Source organism: Luteibacter sp. 9133, from assembly GCF_000800155.1.
GTDB lineage: Bacteria > Pseudomonadota > Gammaproteobacteria > Xanthomonadales > Rhodanobacteraceae > Luteibacter > Luteibacter mycovicinus.
Genome location: NZ_JUHO01000001.1, coordinates 4,050,470 through 4,068,310 on the forward strand (window position 1 = coordinate 4,050,470; position 17,841 = coordinate 4,068,310).

Sequence of the window (17,841 nt, forward strand, 5' to 3'; positions counted from 1 at the left end):
GGTCATCCGCCGTGGGCATCGGAGTGCCCGGAGAGCGCGACGGCGGCGGCTGGCTCCTCTACGGACTCCATCTCCTGCCAGAAGTCGTAGAAGTTGAACCAGTTGAACGGATAGGCGCGGGCGTAGTGCTCGACGCGCTGGGCGTAGCGCGCCACGACCGCATCGAGGACGGCGGCGCGTTCCGTACGAGGCACGTCGATGCCTTCGGAGAAGGCCTCGAAGATCAACCGGTAGCGGTTGCCGCCCAGATAGATACCCATGCAGACCACCACCGGAACCTTGAGCACGGCGGCGAGCTGCCATGGCCCCGTGGGAAACGGCGCAGGCTTGCCGAGGAACGGCACCATGCGCGTCGCTTCACCGCGATGCCCGCGGTCGGCCAACAGCGCGAGCATGCCGCCCTGCTCCGCGGCTTCGGCCATTGCGAGCGCGATGGATGCGCCTCCCAGCGCCGCGTCGATCACCGCGGCGCCGACATCGGGCGCGAGCGCCTCGAGCACGGCGGTCAATGCCGGTGTCTTCTGCTTGTCCAGCACGACGCGCAGCGGCACATCGGGACGGCGTCCGCCAAGCGCGCGCAATGCTTCGAAGCTACCCTGATGGGAGCCGATCAGGAGAACACCGCGTCCCGCATTCAGGTGTCGGTCGAGTTCCGGCAGGCCCTCCACCTCGACCTCGAAGTCGCGCTCGCCACGGGCCAGAAAAAACAGCCGGTCAAGCAGCGTCGCGGCGAACATGTGGATATGGTGAAACACGTCATATGCGGTCACCGGCCGGTCGAGCACGCGCGACAGATAGGTGCGCGAGGCCGCGCGTTCGTCGGCGCGACGCAGGAAGAAATACAGCGCGATGGGATAAAGCAGCAAGCGCGCGACGCCCCGTCCGAGGCGCAGGGCGATCGTTCGGATCAGCCAGATCGCAAAGCGCCCGCCGCCTTCCCGTTGTTTCCAGTGACTCATGCCCGGCCCTCGAGCGTGCCGCGGACCAGGGTGTCGGAGCCGCGGCGAACGGTGAAACGCACCCGCGCGGCATCCAGCCCGGTCAGCTCGACCTCGGCATCCTCATCGGGAAGCAGCGGCAGCAGGAACTTCGCGTCGATCACCTGGCCCACGCCGACACCGCGCCACGCGCGCAACGCGTCGGCCGCGGCTTCGAGCAGCAGGACGCCGGCAACGATGGGGCGACCGGGAAAATGTCCGGCGAAACTCGGGTGCGCCGCGTCGAAACGCAGCGGGCGCACGAACGATGCGATGTCGGCTGGATCGGTCATGGGCATCTCAGGCTCACGGTCGGGGCGAAGCAAAGCACGCTCCGGGCGAGTGGTGCCTGAACGACGATCAGGCCGCGGCGCGGTGCTGTTCGATGTGCTCGGACAGCGTGCGGAGGCTGGTGAAGATGGTCCGGTTGTCCGGATTGTCGGACTTCAGCTGGAAGCCATAGCGCTTGGACACCGCCAGGGCGATTTCGAGGGCGTCGATGGAATCCAGGCCCAGGTCGCCGCCGAACAGGGGCGCTTCCGGGTCGATGTCGGCCGGCTGCACCGACTCGAGGTTGAGGCTCGTGACGATCAGTTCGGCGAGTTCGTGCTGTGCTGCGGTTTGCGTTGCCATTGTGTTTCCAGGTCCTGGATTTCCTGCCTCCCCCCGGATGGCAGCGGTCGCGGAGTTTATCACAGGGCCCCCGGGCAAGCCCCTGCGGCCACTCAGCTTCGTGAAGAATCGACCGTTCACGTTTCTCGCCGACGGCGTGACGATATGATGCCCCGAACGCGTTCTATGGACTACCTGATGCCCCACGGCAATGAAATGCGGGAGCGCACGGCGCTCACCGCCCACCCTTCCCCGCTGGTGCGTTACCGCGACGGCTCTGCTTCGCCGGGTCCGCGGACGCTGGCCCTTTTCGGCTTTGGCTCGACACCTCGTGACATCGACGATCCGCGCTGGCTGCGGGTCGTCCTCGATCCGCTGGGCGACGCGCCGCTGGAAGCGTGGGAAGTGGATGCCACGGTCGAGGCGGGCCGCCAGGGCGATCTGCGCTGGTCGCGCGGAGGCGGCTGGCTCTACGCCGCCGTCGAATGCCACGAGGACGACCATGGCGGGCCTGAAGGCGCGGCCGTGCATGCGTATGGTTTGCTCTCGCGATTCGTCGAGGCCGCCGAAGAACGGCACGTGCAGCGCATCTGGAATTACCTCGGCGCGATCAACGAGGGCTCGGGCGACGACGAACGCTACAAGCACTTCTGCACGGGGCGTATCCGCGGCATGGGCGACGTGTTCGCGCAGGGCTTTCCGGCTGCCTCGGCGATCGGACATCACGGCGATCCCGGGCTGTTGCAGGTGTATCTGCTCGCGACCGACCGGCCCGGCACCCGCGTGGAAAACCCGCGTCAGGTCAGTGCCTGGCAGTATCCGCGTCAGTACGGGCGCACGCCCCCGAGCTTTGCGCGTGCCACCCTGCTGCCGGCGGGCGATGTGCTGGCGATTTCAGGCACCGCCGCGGTCGTGGGTCACGCCTCCGCGCACGCCGGGGATCTCGAAGCTCAGCTGGCGGAAACGCTGCGGAATCTCGATGCCCTGCTCGAATCCGGCGGCATGCCCGCCGGCCTCGATGGCGGGGCGCCGCTGAAGGTGTACGTGCGGCATCCCGAGGATGAAGCCGCGGTGCGGGCCTTCGCGGCAAAGCGCTTCCCCTCCGCCCCCTTGCTGCTGGTGCACGGCGATATCTGCCGGGCGGAGTTGCTGGTGGAGATCGACGGATGGCGCTACCGGGACTGATAGCCTTACGGCTTCCTGACGGGCCGCACCCAACCCTCGATCGCCGTCTGCCGTGCACGCGAGATCGTCAGCGTATCGGCCGGTGCGTCCTTGGTGATCACCGAGCCCGCACCGATCGTCGAACCGGCACGCAGGGTCACCGGCGCGACGAGCGAGCTGTTGGATCCCACGAACACCCGGTCTTCGATCGTGGTACGACTCTTGTTTACGCCGTCGTAATTGCAGGTAATCGTGCCCGCACCGATGTTGACCTTGCTGCCGATCACGGTGTCGCCCAGATAGCTGAGGTGATTGGCCTTCGATCCCTCCGCGATCACGGCATTCTTCGTCTCGACGAAGTTTCCGATGTGCACGCCGGCTGCCAGGTCGGTCCCGGGCCGCAGGCGGGCGAACGGACCGATCGTGCAGGGGCCGTGGGTGACCACGCCATCCAGGTCGCAATGCGCGAGCACGACGGTGCCGGCAGCCAGCGTCGCGTTGCGCACGCGCGTAAACGGACCGATGCGCACGTCGTCGCCGAGCACGACCTCGCCTTCGAAGATCACATTGACGTCGACCTCGACGTCGCGCCCCGCGCTCACGCTGCCACGCACGTCCAGCCGCGCCGGATCGGCGAGACGGACACCCGCGAGTGCCAGCTCGCGCGCGGCGCGTTCCCGGTACAGCGTCTCGAGACCGGCCAGCTGCCACGGGTCGTTCGCGCCTGACGCTTCGACCGGATCGCAATCGACGCAGGCGGCGGGCGCTCCTTCGGCCGCGGCCATTTCAAAGACGTCGGTGAGGTAGTACTCGCCTTGCGCGTTGCTGTTGCCCAGCGCACGCGTCCAGGCGAGAAGGCGTGCCGCATCGCCGGCGACGATACCCGTGTTGACGAGGTCCACCGCGCGCTGGGCGGCGTTGGCATCCTTTTCTTCGACGATGTGACGGACCTTGCCGGCCGCATCGAGCACGACGCGCCCGTAACCCTTCGGATCCGCGAGGCGCGTGGCCAGCATGGCGAGACCGTCGCCGGTGCCGACCAGTGCCGCCAGCGTTTCGGCGCGGATGAGAGGAACGTCGCCGTAGAGGATGAGGACCCGTCCCTCGAGCTTGCCATCCGTCTCCAGTGCCTCGAGCGCCGTGCGTACGGCATGCCCGGTACCCAGACGCTCTCGCTGCTCGATCCAGCCCAGCGAGCCATCGGCGGCGAACGCATCGCGCACCTGCTGCCCGTTATGTCCGTAGACGACATGCACGCCAGCGGGATTCAGCGAACGCGCCGAACCGATCACGTGCGACAGCAGGGGCCGCCCGGCCAACGGCATCAGCACCTTGGCGGATGCGGACTTCATCCGCTTGCCTTCGCCCGCGGCGAGGATCAGGACGTGAAGGGGCGTAGCGGTCATGGGCTCTCGTACCTGCCTGGAAGTGAGGGCCGCACTGTCGCGCGTTTGGCCGGCGCTGCCAAGTCGGCTACTCGTCGTCCTTCCGTTTGCTGAGGTTTTCGAGGTTCGGCTTATAGGCCTCGACGAAGGCATTGCGCAGGATGCCGATGATGGCGTCCGACGTGGAAACGCTCTTGTCGTCGATGTTGCCGGATATCGCCACACGCGTCGCGAACTGGTCCTTGGACTGGTTCTTGAACAGCTTGGCCACGCCCTCGGCCGCCGCTTCGTAGACGATCTTCAGCGGACCCTTCTTGTCTTCCTCCACGTCCTGCTTCCAGCTGAAGATCTTCAGTCCGTGGAAGAGTGGCTTGGCGTAGCCACTGAGCTTGCGATCCTTGGCCTGGAGCTCCATGACGAAGTCGCCTTCGCCGCCCGCGAAATCGAGGCCGGAATAAGCGCGCGCGAGATCGTTGGCCTTGACCAGCTTGATGTCGTGGACGGTGATTGAATAATGGAAGTCGCCGAGGCGTTCCACCGGATCGATGTCGGCATGGGTTTCGAGCGGCGCGTCGCCCAGCACCTTGGCCGTCGCGTGCATATGGGCGACCCGGTCGCCGCCTTCGCGCTGGACGTTGGTGAGGTTGGTCACCGTGCCGTTGACGTCGGTCATCTTCAGATCGACCTTCGGGCTGGACACGAAGTTGTTGAAGGTGATCGTGCCATTCATGACATTGATTTCGTCGAACCGGAACGGCGCCAGGGCACGCAGCTGCTCGCGCCAGTCCACGCCCTTACCCGTCTGCTTGTCGCCCTCCGACTTGCCGTCCACGAAGTTGACGACGGGATCGTAGAAATCGATCTTGCCGCGGAAGTGACCTTTCACCAGCGCGCGCCAGGTCAGCGAAATGTCCGCGCGCGTGGTCTTGAACAGTGGGACCGGCACCTTGCCGTCGACCTTGGTGACCGACATCTGGTCGATCGAGTACGACCCGCGCCACAGATGGATGTCGATGTCGGCAATCCGTCCGGCGTAGGCGCCCATGTGAGCCAGGCGACCGTTGAGGTAGTTGAGCACGACATACGGCAGCGCGACGCGGGCCGCGATGAGCACGACGGCGACGATCCCCAGGATCCAGAAGCTTCGGCGGTAGCGGGTGCGCATGAGACTTTCACCTTGAAACGACAGCCCAGTGTTGCGCCGCGGCAGTCATTTCCGGATGAAGAAGCAAAAAAAACCCCTCCGGAGAGGGGTTTATCGGGCGAGGCGGCGTCGCTCAGCGCTTCAGCGTCTTGCGCATGCGCTCGAGTGCCTGGAGCTGCGCCAGCGCCTCGGCCAGCTTGGCCTGGGCTTCGGCGACGTCCATCTCGGGGCCGCGGTTGGACAACGCGGCCTCGGCTTCTTCCTTCGCCTTCAGGGCGGCCGCCTCGTCGAGGTCGGCCGCGCGAGCGGCCGTGTCGGCGAGGATCGTCACGACCTGCGGCTGCACCTCGAGGATGCCGCCGGAGACATAGAACTGCTGGCGATCGCCGTTGGTGCCGACCACGTCCACGTGGCCCGGCTTCAGGCGGGTGATCAGCGGCGCGTGACGCGGCGCGATACCCAGCTCGCCAAGCTCACCGGTGGCGACCACGAGCGTGGCTTCGCCGGAGTAGATCTCGGCTTCGGCGCTGACGATGTCGACGCGGATGGTGTGGGTCATGGGCTTGTCTTCCGTTGGTCGGGAATGGGAGGAGAAGGTCGCTTACGCAGCCTTCTTCGCACCCATGTCCTCGCCCTTCTTGATGGCTTCGTCGATGCCGCCGACCATGTAGAACGCCTGCTCGGGCAGGTGATCCAGGTCGCCGTCGAGAATCATCTTGAAGCCGCGGATGGTTTCCTTCAGGGCGACGTACTTGCCCGGCGAGCCGGTGAAGACTTCGGCCACGTGGAACGGCTGCGAGAAGAAGCGCTCGATCTTGCGGGCGCGCGACACCGAGGCCTTGTCTTCCGGCGACAGCTCGTCCATGCCGAGGATGGCGATGATGTCCTTCAGCTCCTTGTAGCGCTGCAGGGTGCCCTGCACGCGACGGGCCGTGTCGTAGTGCTCCTGGCCGATAACCGAGGCATCGAGCTGACGGCTGCTGGAAGCGAGCGGATCGACGGCCGGGTAGATACCCAGCGAGGCGATATCGCGGCTCAGCGTGACCGTGGCATCGAGATGCGCGAAGGTCGTGGCCGGCGACGGATCGGTAAGGTCATCCGCGGGAACGTAAACGGCCTGGATCGACGTGATCGAGCCGGTCTTGGTCGAGGTGATGCGCTCCTGCAGCACGCCCATTTCCTCGGCCAGCGTCGGCTGATAACCCACGGCCGACGGCATACGACCGAGCAGCGCGGACACTTCGGTACCGGCCAGCGTGTAGCGGTAGATATTGTCGACGAACAGCAGGACGTCCTTACCCTTGCCCGACTCGTCCTTCTCGTCACGGAAGTACTCGGCCATCGTCAGGCCGGTCAGCGCGACGCGCAGGCGGTTGCCCGGCGGCTCGTTCATCTGACCGTAGACCATCGCGACCTTGTCGAGGACGTTGGAGTCCTTCATCTCGTGATAGAAGTCGTTACCTTCACGAGTACGCTCACCCACGCCGGCGAACACGGACAGACCCGAGTGCGCCTTGGCGATGTTGTTGATGAGCTCCATCATGTTGACCGTCTTGCCGACGCCGGCGCCGCCGAACAGGCCGACCTTGCCGCCCTTGGCGAACGGGCACATGAGGTCGATGACCTTGATGCCGGTTTCGAGCAGTTCGCTGGCCGCGGCCTGCTCGTCATACGACGGGGCTTCGCGGTGGATGACCCACTGCTCTTTCTCGCCGATCGGGCCGGCTTCGTCGATGGGGTTGCCCAGCACGTCCATGATGCGACCGAGCGTGGCGGTACCGACCGGCACCTTGATGCCTTCGCCGGTGTTGCGGGCGAGCAGGTTGCGGCGCAGGCCGTCGGTGGAACCGAGCGCGATGGTGCGCACGATGCCGTCACCGAGCTGCTGCTGCACTTCGAGGGTGATCTCGGTGCCGTCGATCTTCAGTGCGTCGTAAACCTGCGGCACCTGGTCGCGCGGGAATTCGACGTCGACGACCGCGCCGATGATCTGAACAACTTTGCCCTGGCTCATGGAATGCTCCGGATGAATCTTCGTAAGGTTCTGTTCGGGCGCCGCTCACTGCGTCGCCATCGCGTGTAGCTTTCGGTCAGACCGCGGCGGCGCCGCCGACGATCTCCGAGATTTCCTGGGTGATCGCGGCCTGACGTGCCTTGTTGTAGACCAGTGTCAGTTCACCGATGACCTTGTTCGCGTTGTCCGACGCGGCCTTCATGGCGACCATGCGCGCGGCGTGTTCGCTGGCGAGGTTCTCCAGCGCGGCCTGATACACCACCGACTCGATGTAACGCGTCATCAGGTGCTCGAGGACCGTGCGCGCATCGGGTTCGTAGATGTAATCCCAGTCGTGGGTCTGCTCGACCTTCACGCCCGTGGATGCATCGCCTTCGGCGTCCTCGAGTTCCTTCGCCACCAGCGTGAGCGGCAGCAGGGCCTCGATGGTCGGCTTCTGCACGATCGTGTTAACGAAGTCGTTGTAGACCAGGAAAACGCGATCGAGCTTGTTGTCGCCGTAGGCGTCGAGCACGACCTTGATCACGCCGATCAGGTCTTCCAGCTTCGGTTTTTCGCCGAGGTGCGTGGCCGAACCGATCAGGTTGACGCCCTTGATGCGACGGAAGAACTGCACGGCCTTCTGGCCGACGGCGACGACGTCGATCTCGGCACCCTTCTCCTGCCACTCGCGGATGCTGGTCAGCGTGCGACGGAACAGGTTGGAGTTGAGACCGCCCGCGAGGCCGCGATCGGTCGACACCACGATGAAGCCCACGCGCGCGACGTTCTGGCGCTCGGTGAGGTACGGATGGGTGAAGTCCGTGCTGGCCTGGGCGACGTGCGCGATGACCTTGCGCATCAGACGCGCGTAAGGACGCGACGCCTTCATCAGGTCCTGCGCCTTGCGGATCTTCGACGCCGAGACCATTTCGAGCGCACGCGTCACCTTGCGCATGTTCTGCGTGCTCTTGATCTTGGTTTTGATTTCGCGGCCGCTAGCCATGGCTTACTCGTCTGTAAAGGGTGACGCCGGATCACGGGGCGGACGTTGCCGCCGCCCCGCGGGTCTCGCTATTACCAGCTACCGGTCTTCTTGAACTCGTCGGCGGCCGACTTGAAGGTCGCCTCGATGTCCTTGTCCCAGTCGCCGGTCTCGTCGATCTTCTTCATCAGGTCGCCGTGATTCTGGCGGAAGAAGGCGTGCAGGCCCTTTTCGAACGGCAGCACCTTGTTGACCGGCAGGTCGTCGAGGTAGCCCTTCTCGGCCGCGTAGACCGAGACGCCGAGTTCGGCGATCGACAGCGGCGAGTACTGCGCCTGCTTCATCAGTTCCGTGACGCGCTGGCCACGATCGAGCTGAGCGCGGGTCGCGGCGTCCAGGTCCGAGGCGAACTGCGCGAACGCAGCCAGTTCGCGGTACTGGGCGAGAGCGAGCTTCACGCCGCCGGACAGCTTCTTGATGATCTTGGTCTGGGCGGCACCACCGACGCGCGACACCGAGATACCGGCGTTGACGGGCGGACGGATACCGGCGTTGAACAGATCGGTCTCGAGGAAGATCTGGCCGTCGGTGATCGAGATGACGTTGGTCGGAACGAACGCGGAAACGTCGCCGGCCTGGGTCTCGATGATCGGCAGCGCGGTCAGCGAACCGGTCTTGCCCTTCACTTCGCCGTTGGTCATCTTCTCGACGTATTCGGCGCTGACGCGCGAGGCGCGCTCGAGCAGACGCGAGTGGAGATAGAACACGTCGCCCGGGTAGGCTTCGCGACCCGGCGGACGCTTCAGCAGCAGCGAGATCTGGCGGTAAGCCACGGCCTGCTTGGAGAGATCGTCGTACACGATGAGCGCGTCTTCACCGCGGTCACGGAAGTACTCGCCCATGGCGCAGCCGGAATACGGCGCGACGTACTGCAGGGCGGCCGCTTCGGATGCCGAAGCGACGACCACGATGGTGTTGGCCAGCGCGCCGTTCTCTTCGAGCTTGCGCACGACGTTGGCGATCGAGCTGCGCTTCTGGCCGATGGCGACGTAGATGCACTTAATGCCCGAATCTTTCTGGTTGATGATCGCGTCGATCGCGACGGCGGTCTTGCCCGTCTGGCGGTCGCCGATGATCAGCTCGCGCTGGCCGCGGCCGATCGGGATCATCGAGTCGATGGACTTGTAGCCCGTCTGCATCGGCTGGTCGACCGACTGGCGCCAGATGACGCCCGGAGCGACCTTCTCGACCGGGCTGCTGCCCGCGGCGTCGATCGGACCCTTGCCATCGATCGGGTTACCCAGCGCGTCGACGACGCGGCCAAGCAGGCCCGGGCCGACCGGCACTTCGAGAATGCGGCCGGTCGTCTTGGCGGCATCGCCTTCGCGCAGGTGCTGGTATTCACCGAGCACCACGGCGCCGACCGAGTCGCGCTCGAGGTTCAGCGCGAGGGCGTAGGTGTCGTTCGGCAGTTCGATCATTTCGCCCTGCATCACATCGGCCAGGCCGTGGATGCGCACGATGCCGTCGGACACGCTGATGATCGTGCCTTCGTTGCGTGCCTCGGCGCCGAGCTTGAACTGCTCGATGCGGGTCTTGATCAGCTCGCTGATCTCGGACGGATTCAGTGTGGTGCTGGACATGGTCGGTTCCTTGGGTCGCGCCGCTTTCACGGCACCCGGTGGTATGAGAATCAGTGCGTCAGCGCGCTGGCCAGCCGCTGCAGGCGGCCTCGCGCGGAACCGTCGATGACCTGCTCGCCCGTGTCGATGACGACACCGCCGAGCAACGCCGGATCGACGTGCGTATCCAGTTCGATCTCACGCTTGAAGCGGCGCTTCAGCGAAACGCGAAGCTTGTCCGACTCGGCGGCGTCGAGATCCATCGCGCTCGTGACCTTGACCAGCAGGGTCGACTCCGACTCACGCTTGTAGTCGTCGTACAGCGAGGCGATTTCCGGCAGGAGCGCCATGCGGCCGTTTTCCGCGAGCTCCTCGAGGAAGCGGGCGAACGGCGCCTCGGCGGCCATGCCTTGCGGCAGGTGCAGCGCGACCAGTTGGGTCGGCAGCACGCGCGGATCGTTGCCGAGGCCGGCGACGCGCTGGTCCGCGGCGACGAGCGCCGCGAAGTTCAGCGCCGACGACCAGTCGGCCAGCGAACCCGACGCATGCGCCACTTCGAAGGCGGCGCGTGCGTAGGGACGGGCGAGGGTGAGCGCCTGGGCCATGATCAGATCTCGGCAGCGAGCTGGTCGAGCAGGGCCTTGTGGGCCGCCGGATCGATTTCGCGCTGCACGATCTTCTCCGCGCCACGGACGGCGAGGGCGCCGACCTGCTCGCGAAGCTGCTCACGGGCACGCTGGGCCATCGAAGCGATCTCGTCCTGGGCCGAAGCCTTCAGGCGGTTGATCTCTTCGATCGCGTCGGCGCGGGCCTTCTCGAGAATCTGGTTGGCCTGCTGCTGCGCCTTGTCGATGATGTCCGTCGACTGCACGCGGGCCTGCTTGATCTCGGTGGCGACCTTGGCGTCGGCATCCTTCAGCTCGGCGCGGGCGCGCTCCGCCGCGGCGAGCCCTTCGGCCACCTTCTTCTGGCGTTCTTCGATGGCACCGTTGAGCTGGGGCCAGATGAACTTGGTGGTGAACCAGACCAGGATCGCAAAAGAGATCATCTGGCCCAGGAAGGTCATGTTAATTTCCATGATCTCTCCAAAGACTCCGAACGCTGGGGTACTGACGGTCGCCGTGACGCATTACGCCACGGCGACGAAGACGAACGCTTGCTCAGCCGCCGGCGGCGGTGCGCAGAACGCCGATCAGCGGGTTCGAGAAGGCGAGCAGCAGGGCGATGGCGAGGCCGATAATGAACGCGGCGTCGATCAGACCGGCGAGCAGGAACATGCGGCCCTGCAGCAGCGGAACCAGTTCCGGCTGACGAGCGGCCGACTCGAGGAACTTCGAGCCCATGATCGCGATGCCGAGGCAGGCGCCGAGCGCGCCGAGGCCGATGATCACGCCGATGGCGATGGCGGTCATGCCCTGCACGTGTGCGAAGAGTGCGGTGAGTTCCATGGTGTTCTCCTGGGATATCTAAGAATGACGAATGGGTGGAAACGAAACGAAACTGGACTAAGCGGTCTAACGTCGGTGCGGTGAGTTAGTGGTGTTCACGTGCCGTGGCGATATAGACGATCGTCAACATCATGAAGATGAACGCCTGGAGGGCGATGATCAGGATGTGGAAGATCGCCCAGGCCGTGTTGAACACGACACCAGGCACGAAGCCGATCCAGCTCACCATCAGGCCGGCGATCAGCATGAACACCAGTTCGCCACCGTACATGTTGCCGAAGAGTCGCATCGCGAGGGACACGGGCTTCGACAGGGTCTCGACGACGTTAAGAAGCAGATTCGGGATGAGCAGGACGATCTTGGCGCCCATGCTCTCCGCATGGAACGGCGCGGTGAGCATTTCCTTACCGAAACCGAAGCCGCCCTTGGCCTTGATGCCGTGGCCGATGACGATGAGGATCACCGCGAGGGCCAGACCGACCGTGGTGTTGATGTCAGCCGTGGGAACCTGGCGGAAATAGGTGTGATGCGCGACTTCGGCACCGCTGAACGTATGCACCAGCCAGCCGGGCAGATCCACCGGCAGCAGATCCATCGCGTTCATGAAGAACACCCACATGAAGATCGACAGCGCCAGCGGCGTGACCGTGCGGCGGTCGCCGTGGAAGGTGTCCTTCACCTGAGTGTCGACGAATTCGACGGCGAGTTCGACCAGCGCCTGACCCTTGGACGGGACACCCGACGTCGCCTTGCGGGCGAACAGCCAGAACCACAGGCAGAAGATGGCGCCCAGCACGAAGGACACCACGATCGAGTCGAGGCGGATGTTCCAGAACCAGAAATGATCGGCGCTGAAATTCACCGTCATGTGGTTCAGGTGGTGCTGGATGTATTCGGTCAGACCGCCTTGCGGTTCGCTCGCCATGCCTCAACCCTTGAATCTGAATGCAAATACGTTGACCGTGAAACCCGCCACCAACCCCACGAGCGCGGGCAGGAACGGCAGTTTCCACTGGACCAGAATGAGCGCCAGCCCGCCGACGAGGACGATCCATCGAAGGATCATTCCCACCAGGAACCTCATGAACGTCGCCGCGCCTCCACCCAGCGCGCTGAACGCTCGCGCTGCAAAAAGCGCGTTGGCGATAGCGACGATCAGGGCGGCTGCAAACGCGGCCAGTCCGGCGGCACGCCCCTGCAGTGAAAAAGCGAGTCCCGCGATGATAGCCACCCCGATCTGCGCGATAACGACGCGCATGGCGAGATGACGACCGGCGGCAAGACTGTTGAGCAACGCGAGGCTCCCGTGGTTTCGCTCGAGGCGGCACCTTTGGTTCAACGGGCCACGGTCTAATCTGGAAAAGTATACCAGCGCCGTAAACGACGGGACAAGCGACGAAAGTCCAATAACCACCCGCCGGCGCGACCATCCGTCGCGTCGTTGGCGAGGGAGCGGCGGTGAATCAGGCCCTGGCGGGCTGACCTACCAGCGCGCCGAGCGAGGTGGCCGTCTCAACGGCCACGTCGAATATGCCACCGGCGGCCGATGCGGCACGCTCGACGCCTTCCCGCTGGAGGTCCCCACCGCGCGCCATGATGGCGCGCATCGCGTTCGCATCCGTAGCGAGCATGGCATCGGCCATCAGGCCGGATGCCGCACGCGCATGCCCTTCCATCGCCTGCAGGTGCAGGTCGGCCACGCGCTCCATGCCACGCCAGGCCAGGGCCTGCGCGGAAGTAGCCTGCTCGACGAAGCGGGCAAGATCGGCGTAACCGTTTACGTGAGGCATCGAGTGCATCCGTGAAGAACGGGGAGGTGCCGGAGTGTAGACCTGTCTGCGGCGGCGCAGCAACCGCTAATTGTTGCGATGACAGCCTTTGCCTCAGTCGCCCGTGTATTCCGCACCCGAGGTACAGGTCTCGTTGACTACGACCTTGGCCAGACCCGGCACGTCGACACGCAGCCGCTGGAAAATCCAGCGCGCGAGGTTTTCACTGGTCGGATTCTCGAGACCTTCGATATCGTTGAGATAGTTGTGGTCGAGGCGGTCGTAGAGCGGCTGGAAGCGCGCCTTCAGGTCGCCGAAGTCCATGACCCAGCCGAAGACGGGGTCGACCGGGCCTTCCACGTGGAGCTCCACACGAAACGAATGACCGTGCAGCCGCGCGCACTTGTGGCCTTCGGGCACATTCGGCAAGCGATGCGCCGCCTCGATGTTGAACGTCTTATAGATACGCATGAGGGTGAATCGATCTCTGATGACTGGACAGTGTAGCGGACCGGGCTTCAAACGATCTCAGCGACCGCCTTCACGACGTGGTTCGCATTTTCGAACCGTCAGGGCGTCGTTTCGTGGACTTTTACGACCGGAACGGTTGCAGTGGTAACTTGTCCGACGGAGCCGGGGGGCGTCCGTTGAGGGGATTCGTGCTCACTGAGGAGGCATCCATGTGCCTTGGTCGTGACTCGCTCGACCGCCCGCACCAGTGCGGGCTGGCCGAAGAAGTGTTTGCCGCCCTGCCCATGCCCTGCGTGGTGTGGCGCGATGAAGGCGGGCGCGCGGTGATGGTCAACGCCGCATTCCGGCGGGAGTTTGGCGTGGGCCGCGGAACAGCCGGACCGCGCTGGATCGCCGACCACCTGGAGCCTTCCGGCGGCGCCGACGAATTCGCCTTCCGCGATCCGCACGGCCAGCCTCGCCGCTATCGCGTGACCCGGCAGCGTCTCGAAGCACCCAGCGGTGCGTTCCAGGCCGTTTTCCTGATGCCCCTCTCCGATGATGAGAGCGTGGCGGCGGATTCTTCTTCTCCGGCCAGCCCCGTCTCGATCGCCGCCACGCGTCCGGACCTCGGCCTGACGCGAAGGGAATCGCAGGTGCTCGACGGAATCATGAACGGCAAGCTCAACAAGGTCATCGCCAGCGAACTGCGGATCAGCCCGAAGACCGTGGAACTCCACCGCGCCAATCTGATGGCGAAGCTGCGCGTGCATAACGTCGTGGAACTGGCGAGGGCCGTGCTGGACGGGCCTCCCTCCCGTCCCGACGAGCGGGTCGCCGACATCGACCTGTCGGCCGCCTGAGGCATAAAAAAAGCCGCATCGTGACGATGCGGCTTTTCTCGTTTTGGTGGCTAGAGGCGGGCTCGAACCGCCGACCTCAGCATTATGAGTGCCGCGCTCTGACCAGCTGAGCTACCTAGCCGTGGAACCTGGTCGTTCGTAAGCGAGGCTCACGAAGGCCGGGCAGTTTAATCGGGGCTGAGCTTCCGTTCAAGTGGTGCCTTGCTCCGTCTTCTCGCGCTGTGGTTGAATCGGGCCCATCGCGCACGTTTCCGGCCTGCAAGGCTGGCGCGCGGCATGGATTCGCGGAGGGCGGATGATCGACGCAGATGGCTATCGACCGAATGTGGGCATCGTTCTCCTCAATGGGGACGGGCGCCTGTTCTGGGCGCGCCGTGTCAATCGCGACGGCTGGCAGTTTCCTCAGGGGGGCATGCGCAGCGACGAAACGCCGCTGGAGGCCATGTATCGCGAGCTGGAAGAAGAGACCGGCCTGCTCGCCAAGCACGTGGAAGTCCTCGCCGAGACCCGTGGCTGGCTGCGCTACCGGTTGCCCAGCCGCTTCGTGAGACACCATCAGCGCCCCACCTGCATCGGCCAGAAGCAGGTGTGGTTCCTGCTGCGCCTCAAGTGCACCGAGGACACCTTTCGCCTGGATGCCTGCGAAAAGCCGGAGTTCGACCTCTGGCGCTGGGTCGATTTCTGGTATCCCGCCAACCACGTGGTGAACTTCAAACGCCAGGTGTACGAGCGCGCCTTACGTCAGTTCGCGCCCACGGTCGAGACCGTCTGCTCGGTCACGGTGGGGACCTGCCCACAGCAGGCCGAAGCCGAACGGCTCGCCCGCGGCGGCGAATGATGGCGCGGTCACCTCGCGGCTGAATTTCACATCTGTGTAGTTGACAATCGTTCGCATTCGTATTCGAATGCCGACCCATGTACATATGCATGTGCAACGCCGTCACCGACCACGCCATTCGCCGCGCCGCGGCCGATGGTGTCGAATCGTTCGCCGAGCTACAGGCCCGCACCGGCTGTTCCGACTGCTGCGGCGCCTGTGAGTCCGAGGCCCGGCGATGCCTCCGTGAGGCGGTCTCCGAGATGCGCCCGGTGCTGAGCTTTCTCCCTACCCCGGCCTGATCTCGCGCCCGCCTTTGCGGACGCAAACCGTCTTCATTCTCGTTACGTCATCGCTTCTCCGCGAGTCGTATAGTCGCCGCTGAATATCCAGGGAGAAACCCCCATGAAGGGCGACGCGAAGGTCATCGAATTCCTCAACAAGGTCCTCTACAACGAGCTGGCCGCCATCAACCAGTACTTCCTGCATTACAGGATGTTCAAGGACTGGGGCTACAACGAACTCGCCAAGCACGAGTACGAGGAGTCCATCGAGGAAATGAAGCACGCCGACAAGCTGATCGAGCGGATCCTGTTCCTCGACGGCCTGCCGAACCTTCAGCACCTGGGCAAGCTGCGCATCGGCGAGAACGTGGTCGAAGCGCTGCAGGGCGACCTGGATCTCGAAATGATCGCGACGAAGGATCTGCGCGAGGCCATTGCCTACAGCGAAGGCATCCACGACTTCGTCAGCCGCGACCTCTTCAAGTTCATCCTGGGCCAGGAGGAAGAGCACATCGACTGGCTGGAGACGCAGTTCAGTCTGATTTCGGACATCGGTCCGGAGCGCTACATGCTCAGCAAGGTCGGCTCGCTCGACAAGCACTGATCAGGTCGCTACAAAGCTACATAAGGCCGCCGCCAGGCGGCCTTTTTCGTGGAACGAGGCGGGGTTCCTTGACCGCGGCGGAAGCCGGGGGCTATACCATCCGGCCTTCACGCCTTCTCCACGGATCCATTCATGGCCCCAAGCCATCCACCCCGCTTCGTCGTGCGCCGGCTCGACGACATGTCCGTCGAGCGGCGAAAACGGCTGCTGATGGGCGCCGCGTGGCTGGGCAGCCTGTTCCTGACCACGCTGCTGACCTGGAGTCTGACGGCGGGCAAGGCGCCGGCCGGCAAGCCAGGCCATGGCCCCATCGTGGCGCACGAGACCGAGGCCGAAGACCTGCGCCAGCAGGTCGCCAACCTGCAGCGGGCGGGCCAGGTCAGCGAGATCGCCGCCAGGGAACTCAAGAGAAACCTCGCTGAGCGCGATGAGGAGATCAGTGGTCTGCGTACGGATCTGGCGTTTTATTCGCGCCTGGTCGGCGGTAACGGGCAGCGCGACGGCCTGAAAATCCAGGGCACACGCACCACGGCGATCAAGGGCGCGCCGAACGGATGGAACGTGGTGATTACTCTGACTCAGAACGCGCGCCGGGGCGATGAGGTCAAAGGCGATGTCCACCTCGCCGTGGAGGGTATCCAGGACAACAAGGTGCGTACCCTCGAAGGCGCCGCTCTCGGCCAGGCCGCATCCGTGGATGGTCTGCCCTTCGCCTTCCGGTATTTTCAACAGATCCAGGGCAGCTTCACGCTGCCGGCTGGGTTCCAGCCGACGCGGCTGCGCCTCGAAGCGCGGCCTGCCGGGGACGACACCGTCAGCGCCACCGTGCCCTGGGCCGAGGCAACACGCAACGACGAGGCAAGCGATGTTCAACAGTAAGGGGAAGAACCAGGGGCCGGCCGTCGGTATCGCCGCCACGAGCCTGATCGCGCGGGGCGTGATCATTCGTGGAGACGTGCTTTTCAGCGGCTCGCTGCACCTGGATGGCGCGGTCGAGGGCTCCGTCCACGCCGACACGGGTAGCGACGGCTTTCTCACCATCAGTGAGACGGGACGCGTCACCGGGCGGATCGAGGTGCCACACGCAAGCATCAACGGCGGCGTGACCGGCGACATCGATGTGTCCGAAAGGCTCGAACTGGCGCCGCTGGCGCGTATCGAAGGCGACGTTCACTACCAGGTGCTGGAAATGGCCGCCGGTGCACAGGTCAACGGCAAGATGATCCATCGGGCGCCCCCGACCGTACGGCAGCTGGCCCAGGCGGGTATCGAGAAGACCCCGACGCTGTCCGAGGCTTGACCTGTAGCCGATCGGCGCCATTATGGGAGGCATGAACAACCCCTTCCCCATGGCTCCGTCGGCAGCCGCGCCGGATTACCGCTCGGCGGGTTCGCCCCTGATCTTCACCGAGGCCGCCGCACGAAAGGTGCACGAGCTGATCGACGAAGAGGGCAACCCCTCGCTCAAGCTCCGCGTGTATATCAGCGGAGGCGGCTGCTCGGGTTTCCAGTACGGCTTTACCTTCGACGAAGAGCAGGCCGAGGACGACCTCGCCGTGTCGCGCGAAGGCGTGACCCTCGTCGTCGATCCGCTGTCGCTGCAGTACCTGACCGGCGCCGAGATCGATTACGCCGAGTCGTTCAGCGGTTCGCAGTTCGTGATTCGCAATCCCAACGCGAAGACCACGTGCGGCTGCGGCTCCTCGTTCAGCGCATGACCGGTC

24 protein-coding genes and 1 tRNA gene are annotated in these 17,841 nt (G+C 64.8%); 8 read left to right on the plus strand and 17 right to left on the minus strand.

From position 1 onward, the window contains the following. Nucleotides 1-2 precede the first annotated feature (2 nt). The 3 genes from FA87_RS17670 to FA87_RS17680 all read right to left on the minus strand — a co-directional run bounded on the left by FA87_RS17670 (nucleotide 3) and on the right by FA87_RS17680 (nucleotide 1,610). Entirely contained in the window at nucleotides 3-959 is a 957-nt protein-coding gene (locus tag FA87_RS17670; RefSeq protein WP_036109532.1) for an acyltransferase, read from the minus strand. Next, nucleotides 956-1,270, minus strand: a complete 315-nt coding sequence (locus FA87_RS17675) for a hydroxymyristoyl-ACP dehydratase (RefSeq protein WP_052191425.1) — start codon at nucleotides 1,268-1,270, stop codon at nucleotides 956-958. The genes FA87_RS17670 and FA87_RS17675 overlap by 4 nt, the downstream gene beginning before the upstream one ends. 67 nt (nucleotides 1,271-1,337) lie before the next feature. Then, nucleotides 1,338-1,610 (minus strand): phosphopantetheine-binding protein, encoded by a 273-nt coding sequence (locus tag FA87_RS17680; RefSeq protein WP_036109531.1) that lies wholly within the window; start codon nucleotides 1,608-1,610, stop codon nucleotides 1,338-1,340. A gap of 177 nt (nucleotides 1,611-1,787) precedes the next feature. Here FA87_RS17680 and FA87_RS17685 point away from each other — a divergent pair, with 177 nt between their 5' ends. Continuing rightward, nucleotides 1,788-2,774 (plus strand): pteridine-dependent deoxygenase, encoded by a 987-nt coding sequence (locus FA87_RS17685; protein ID WP_239709130.1) that lies wholly within the window; start codon nucleotides 1,788-1,790, stop codon nucleotides 2,772-2,774. Nucleotides 2,775-2,779: 5 nt separating this feature from the next. Here FA87_RS17685 and glmU read toward each other — a convergent pair whose 3' ends face one another. From glmU to queD, 13 genes are all read right to left on the minus strand, one after another. Continuing rightward, nucleotides 2,780-4,159: a bifunctional UDP-N-acetylglucosamine diphosphorylase/glucosamine-1-phosphate N-acetyltransferase GlmU gene (gene glmU / locus FA87_RS17690; RefSeq protein ID WP_043696398.1), complete on the minus strand. Its 1,380-nt coding sequence runs from the start codon at nucleotides 4,157-4,159 to the stop codon at nucleotides 2,780-2,782. A 67-nt stretch (nucleotides 4,160-4,226) separates the two neighbouring features. Then, nucleotides 4,227-5,303, minus strand: coding sequence for a DUF748 domain-containing protein (locus FA87_RS17695; protein WP_036109529.1), 1,077 nt, complete (start codon nucleotides 5,301-5,303; stop codon nucleotides 4,227-4,229). A 112-nt stretch (nucleotides 5,304-5,415) separates the two neighbouring features. After that, the gene (locus FA87_RS17700; RefSeq protein WP_043696401.1) at nucleotides 5,416-5,841 is read right to left on the minus strand and encodes a F0F1 ATP synthase subunit epsilon; all 426 of its coding nucleotides are present in this window, start codon (nucleotides 5,839-5,841) and stop codon (nucleotides 5,416-5,418) included. Between the two features lie 42 nt (nucleotides 5,842-5,883). Further along, a complete protein-coding gene (atpD, locus tag FA87_RS17705; protein ID WP_036109527.1) occupies nucleotides 5,884-7,296 on the minus strand; it encodes a F0F1 ATP synthase subunit beta in 1,413 nt (470 codons plus the stop codon). A gap of 76 nt (nucleotides 7,297-7,372) precedes the next feature. After that, nucleotides 7,373-8,281 carry a F0F1 ATP synthase subunit gamma gene (gene atpG / locus FA87_RS17710; protein ID WP_043696403.1) on the minus strand — a complete coding sequence of 303 codons (909 nt, stop codon included), beginning with the start codon at nucleotides 8,279-8,281 and terminating at the stop codon, nucleotides 7,373-7,375. A gap of 71 nt (nucleotides 8,282-8,352) precedes the next feature. Continuing rightward, on the minus strand, nucleotides 8,353-9,903 hold the full coding sequence (gene atpA / locus FA87_RS17715; protein ID WP_036109525.1) for a F0F1 ATP synthase subunit alpha: 1,551 nt from the start codon (nucleotides 9,901-9,903) through the stop codon (nucleotides 8,353-8,355). A gap of 50 nt (nucleotides 9,904-9,953) precedes the next feature. Then, nucleotides 9,954-10,487 (minus strand): F0F1 ATP synthase subunit delta, encoded by a 534-nt coding sequence (locus FA87_RS17720; protein WP_036109524.1) that lies wholly within the window; start codon nucleotides 10,485-10,487, stop codon nucleotides 9,954-9,956. A 2-nt stretch (nucleotides 10,488-10,489) separates the two neighbouring features. Further along, nucleotides 10,490-10,960, minus strand: a complete 471-nt coding sequence (locus tag FA87_RS17725) for a F0F1 ATP synthase subunit B (RefSeq protein ID WP_036109523.1) — start codon at nucleotides 10,958-10,960, stop codon at nucleotides 10,490-10,492. 82 nt (nucleotides 10,961-11,042) lie between these two features. Next, a complete protein-coding gene (gene atpE / locus FA87_RS17730) occupies nucleotides 11,043-11,330 on the minus strand; it encodes a F0F1 ATP synthase subunit C (protein WP_036109522.1) in 288 nt (95 codons plus the stop codon). A gap of 85 nt (nucleotides 11,331-11,415) precedes the next feature. Continuing rightward, nucleotides 11,416-12,255 carry a F0F1 ATP synthase subunit A gene (gene atpB, locus FA87_RS17735; RefSeq protein ID WP_036109521.1) on the minus strand — a complete coding sequence of 280 codons (840 nt, stop codon included), beginning with the start codon at nucleotides 12,253-12,255 and terminating at the stop codon, nucleotides 11,416-11,418. Between the two features lie 3 nt (nucleotides 12,256-12,258). Beyond that, nucleotides 12,259-12,624 (minus strand): ATP synthase subunit I, encoded by a 366-nt coding sequence (locus FA87_RS17740; RefSeq protein WP_036109520.1) that lies wholly within the window; start codon nucleotides 12,622-12,624, stop codon nucleotides 12,259-12,261. 169 nt (nucleotides 12,625-12,793) lie between these two features. After that, on the minus strand, nucleotides 12,794-13,120 hold the full coding sequence (locus FA87_RS17745; RefSeq protein ID WP_036109519.1) for a phasin family protein: 327 nt from the start codon (nucleotides 13,118-13,120) through the stop codon (nucleotides 12,794-12,796). A 93-nt stretch (nucleotides 13,121-13,213) separates the two neighbouring features. Beyond that, the gene (gene queD / locus FA87_RS17750) at nucleotides 13,214-13,570 is read right to left on the minus strand and encodes a 6-carboxytetrahydropterin synthase QueD (protein WP_036109518.1); all 357 of its coding nucleotides are present in this window, start codon (nucleotides 13,568-13,570) and stop codon (nucleotides 13,214-13,216) included. Nucleotides 13,571-13,779: 209 nt separating this feature from the next. On the opposite strand from queD, the gene FA87_RS21335 reads away from it, so the two are divergent. Beyond that, nucleotides 13,780-14,412 carry a LuxR family transcriptional regulator gene (locus tag FA87_RS21335; protein ID WP_052191426.1) on the plus strand — a complete coding sequence of 211 codons (633 nt, stop codon included), beginning with the start codon at nucleotides 13,780-13,782 and terminating at the stop codon, nucleotides 14,410-14,412. 44 nt (nucleotides 14,413-14,456) lie between these two features. Here FA87_RS21335 and FA87_RS17760 read toward each other — a convergent pair. After that, nucleotides 14,457-14,533 (minus strand) — tRNA-Met (locus tag FA87_RS17760). A 174-nt stretch (nucleotides 14,534-14,707) separates the two neighbouring features. On the opposite strand from FA87_RS17760, the gene FA87_RS17765 reads away from it, so the two are divergent. From FA87_RS17765 to erpA, 6 genes are all read left to right on the plus strand, one after another. Beyond that, nucleotides 14,708-15,250: an RNA pyrophosphohydrolase gene (locus tag FA87_RS17765; RefSeq protein ID WP_036109517.1), complete on the plus strand. Its 543-nt coding sequence runs from the start codon at nucleotides 14,708-14,710 to the stop codon at nucleotides 15,248-15,250. 77 nt (nucleotides 15,251-15,327) lie between these two features. Then, nucleotides 15,328-15,531 carry a (2Fe-2S)-binding protein gene (locus tag FA87_RS17770; protein ID WP_043696409.1) on the plus strand — a complete coding sequence of 68 codons (204 nt, stop codon included), beginning with the start codon at nucleotides 15,328-15,330 and terminating at the stop codon, nucleotides 15,529-15,531. A gap of 103 nt (nucleotides 15,532-15,634) precedes the next feature. Further along, nucleotides 15,635-16,117: a bacterioferritin gene (bfr, locus tag FA87_RS17775; protein ID WP_036109515.1), complete on the plus strand. Its 483-nt coding sequence runs from the start codon at nucleotides 15,635-15,637 to the stop codon at nucleotides 16,115-16,117. 132 nt (nucleotides 16,118-16,249) lie between these two features. Then, the gene (locus FA87_RS17780) at nucleotides 16,250-16,996 is read left to right on the plus strand and encodes a DUF6776 family protein (protein ID WP_052191427.1); all 747 of its coding nucleotides are present in this window, start codon (nucleotides 16,250-16,252) and stop codon (nucleotides 16,994-16,996) included. Next, a complete protein-coding gene (locus FA87_RS17785) occupies nucleotides 16,983-17,417 on the plus strand; it encodes a polymer-forming cytoskeletal protein (RefSeq protein WP_036109514.1) in 435 nt (144 codons plus the stop codon). Before FA87_RS17780 ends, FA87_RS17785 begins: the two co-directional genes overlap by 14 nt. 31 nt (nucleotides 17,418-17,448) lie before the next feature. Continuing rightward, entirely contained in the window at nucleotides 17,449-17,835 is a 387-nt protein-coding gene (erpA, locus tag FA87_RS17790; protein ID WP_036109513.1) for an iron-sulfur cluster insertion protein ErpA, read from the plus strand. Nucleotides 17,836-17,841 lie beyond the last annotated feature (6 nt).

Coding starts and splice junctions, on each gene's coding strand:
- atpB (WP_036109521.1), bottom strand. CDS start 12,255: ATGGCGAGCGAACCGCAAGGCGGTCTGACCGAATACATCCAGCACCAC.
- FA87_RS17670 (WP_036109532.1), bottom strand. CDS start 959: ATGAGTCACTGGAAACAACGGGAAGGCGGCGGGCGCTTTGCGATCTGG.
- FA87_RS17745 (WP_036109519.1), bottom strand. CDS start 13,120: ATGCCTCACGTAAACGGTTACGCCGATCTTGCCCGCTTCGTCGAGCAG.
- FA87_RS17770 (WP_043696409.1), top strand. CDS start 15,328: ATGTACATATGCATGTGCAACGCCGTCACCGACCACGCCATTCGCCGC.
- FA87_RS21335 (WP_052191426.1), top strand. CDS start 13,780: ATGTGCCTTGGTCGTGACTCGCTCGACCGCCCGCACCAGTGCGGGCTG.
- FA87_RS17780 (WP_052191427.1), top strand. CDS start 16,250: ATGGCCCCAAGCCATCCACCCCGCTTCGTCGTGCGCCGGCTCGACGAC.
- FA87_RS17675 (WP_052191425.1), bottom strand. CDS start 1,270: ATGACCGATCCAGCCGACATCGCATCGTTCGTGCGCCCGCTGCGTTTC.
- FA87_RS17765 (WP_036109517.1), top strand. CDS start 14,708: ATGATCGACGCAGATGGCTATCGACCGAATGTGGGCATCGTTCTCCTC.
- atpD (WP_036109527.1), bottom strand. CDS start 7,296: ATGAGCCAGGGCAAAGTTGTTCAGATCATCGGCGCGGTCGTCGACGTC.
- FA87_RS17785 (WP_036109514.1), top strand. CDS start 16,983: ATGTTCAACAGTAAGGGGAAGAACCAGGGGCCGGCCGTCGGTATCGCC.
- FA87_RS17680 (WP_036109531.1), bottom strand. CDS start 1,610: ATGGCAACGCAAACCGCAGCACAGCACGAACTCGCCGAACTGATCGTC.
- FA87_RS17700 (WP_043696401.1), bottom strand. CDS start 5,841: ATGACCCACACCATCCGCGTCGACATCGTCAGCGCCGAAGCCGAGATC.
- atpA (WP_036109525.1), bottom strand. CDS start 9,903: ATGTCCAGCACCACACTGAATCCGTCCGAGATCAGCGAGCTGATCAAG.
- glmU (WP_043696398.1), bottom strand. CDS start 4,159: ATGACCGCTACGCCCCTTCACGTCCTGATCCTCGCCGCGGGCGAAGGC.
- FA87_RS17685 (WP_239709130.1), top strand. CDS start 1,788: ATGCCCCACGGCAATGAAATGCGGGAGCGCACGGCGCTCACCGCCCAC.
- atpG (WP_043696403.1), bottom strand. CDS start 8,281: ATGGCTAGCGGCCGCGAAATCAAAACCAAGATCAAGAGCACGCAGAAC.
- FA87_RS17720 (WP_036109524.1), bottom strand. CDS start 10,487: ATGGCCCAGGCGCTCACCCTCGCCCGTCCCTACGCACGCGCCGCCTTC.
- FA87_RS17695 (WP_036109529.1), bottom strand. CDS start 5,303: ATGCGCACCCGCTACCGCCGAAGCTTCTGGATCCTGGGGATCGTCGCC.
- atpE (WP_036109522.1), bottom strand. CDS start 11,330: ATGGAACTCACCGCACTCTTCGCACACGTGCAGGGCATGACCGCCATC.
- erpA (WP_036109513.1), top strand. CDS start 17,449: ATGAACAACCCCTTCCCCATGGCTCCGTCGGCAGCCGCGCCGGATTAC.
- FA87_RS17725 (WP_036109523.1), bottom strand. CDS start 10,960: ATGGAAATTAACATGACCTTCCTGGGCCAGATGATCTCTTTTGCGATC.
- bfr (WP_036109515.1), top strand. CDS start 15,635: ATGAAGGGCGACGCGAAGGTCATCGAATTCCTCAACAAGGTCCTCTAC.
- queD (WP_036109518.1), bottom strand. CDS start 13,570: ATGCGTATCTATAAGACGTTCAACATCGAGGCGGCGCATCGCTTGCCG.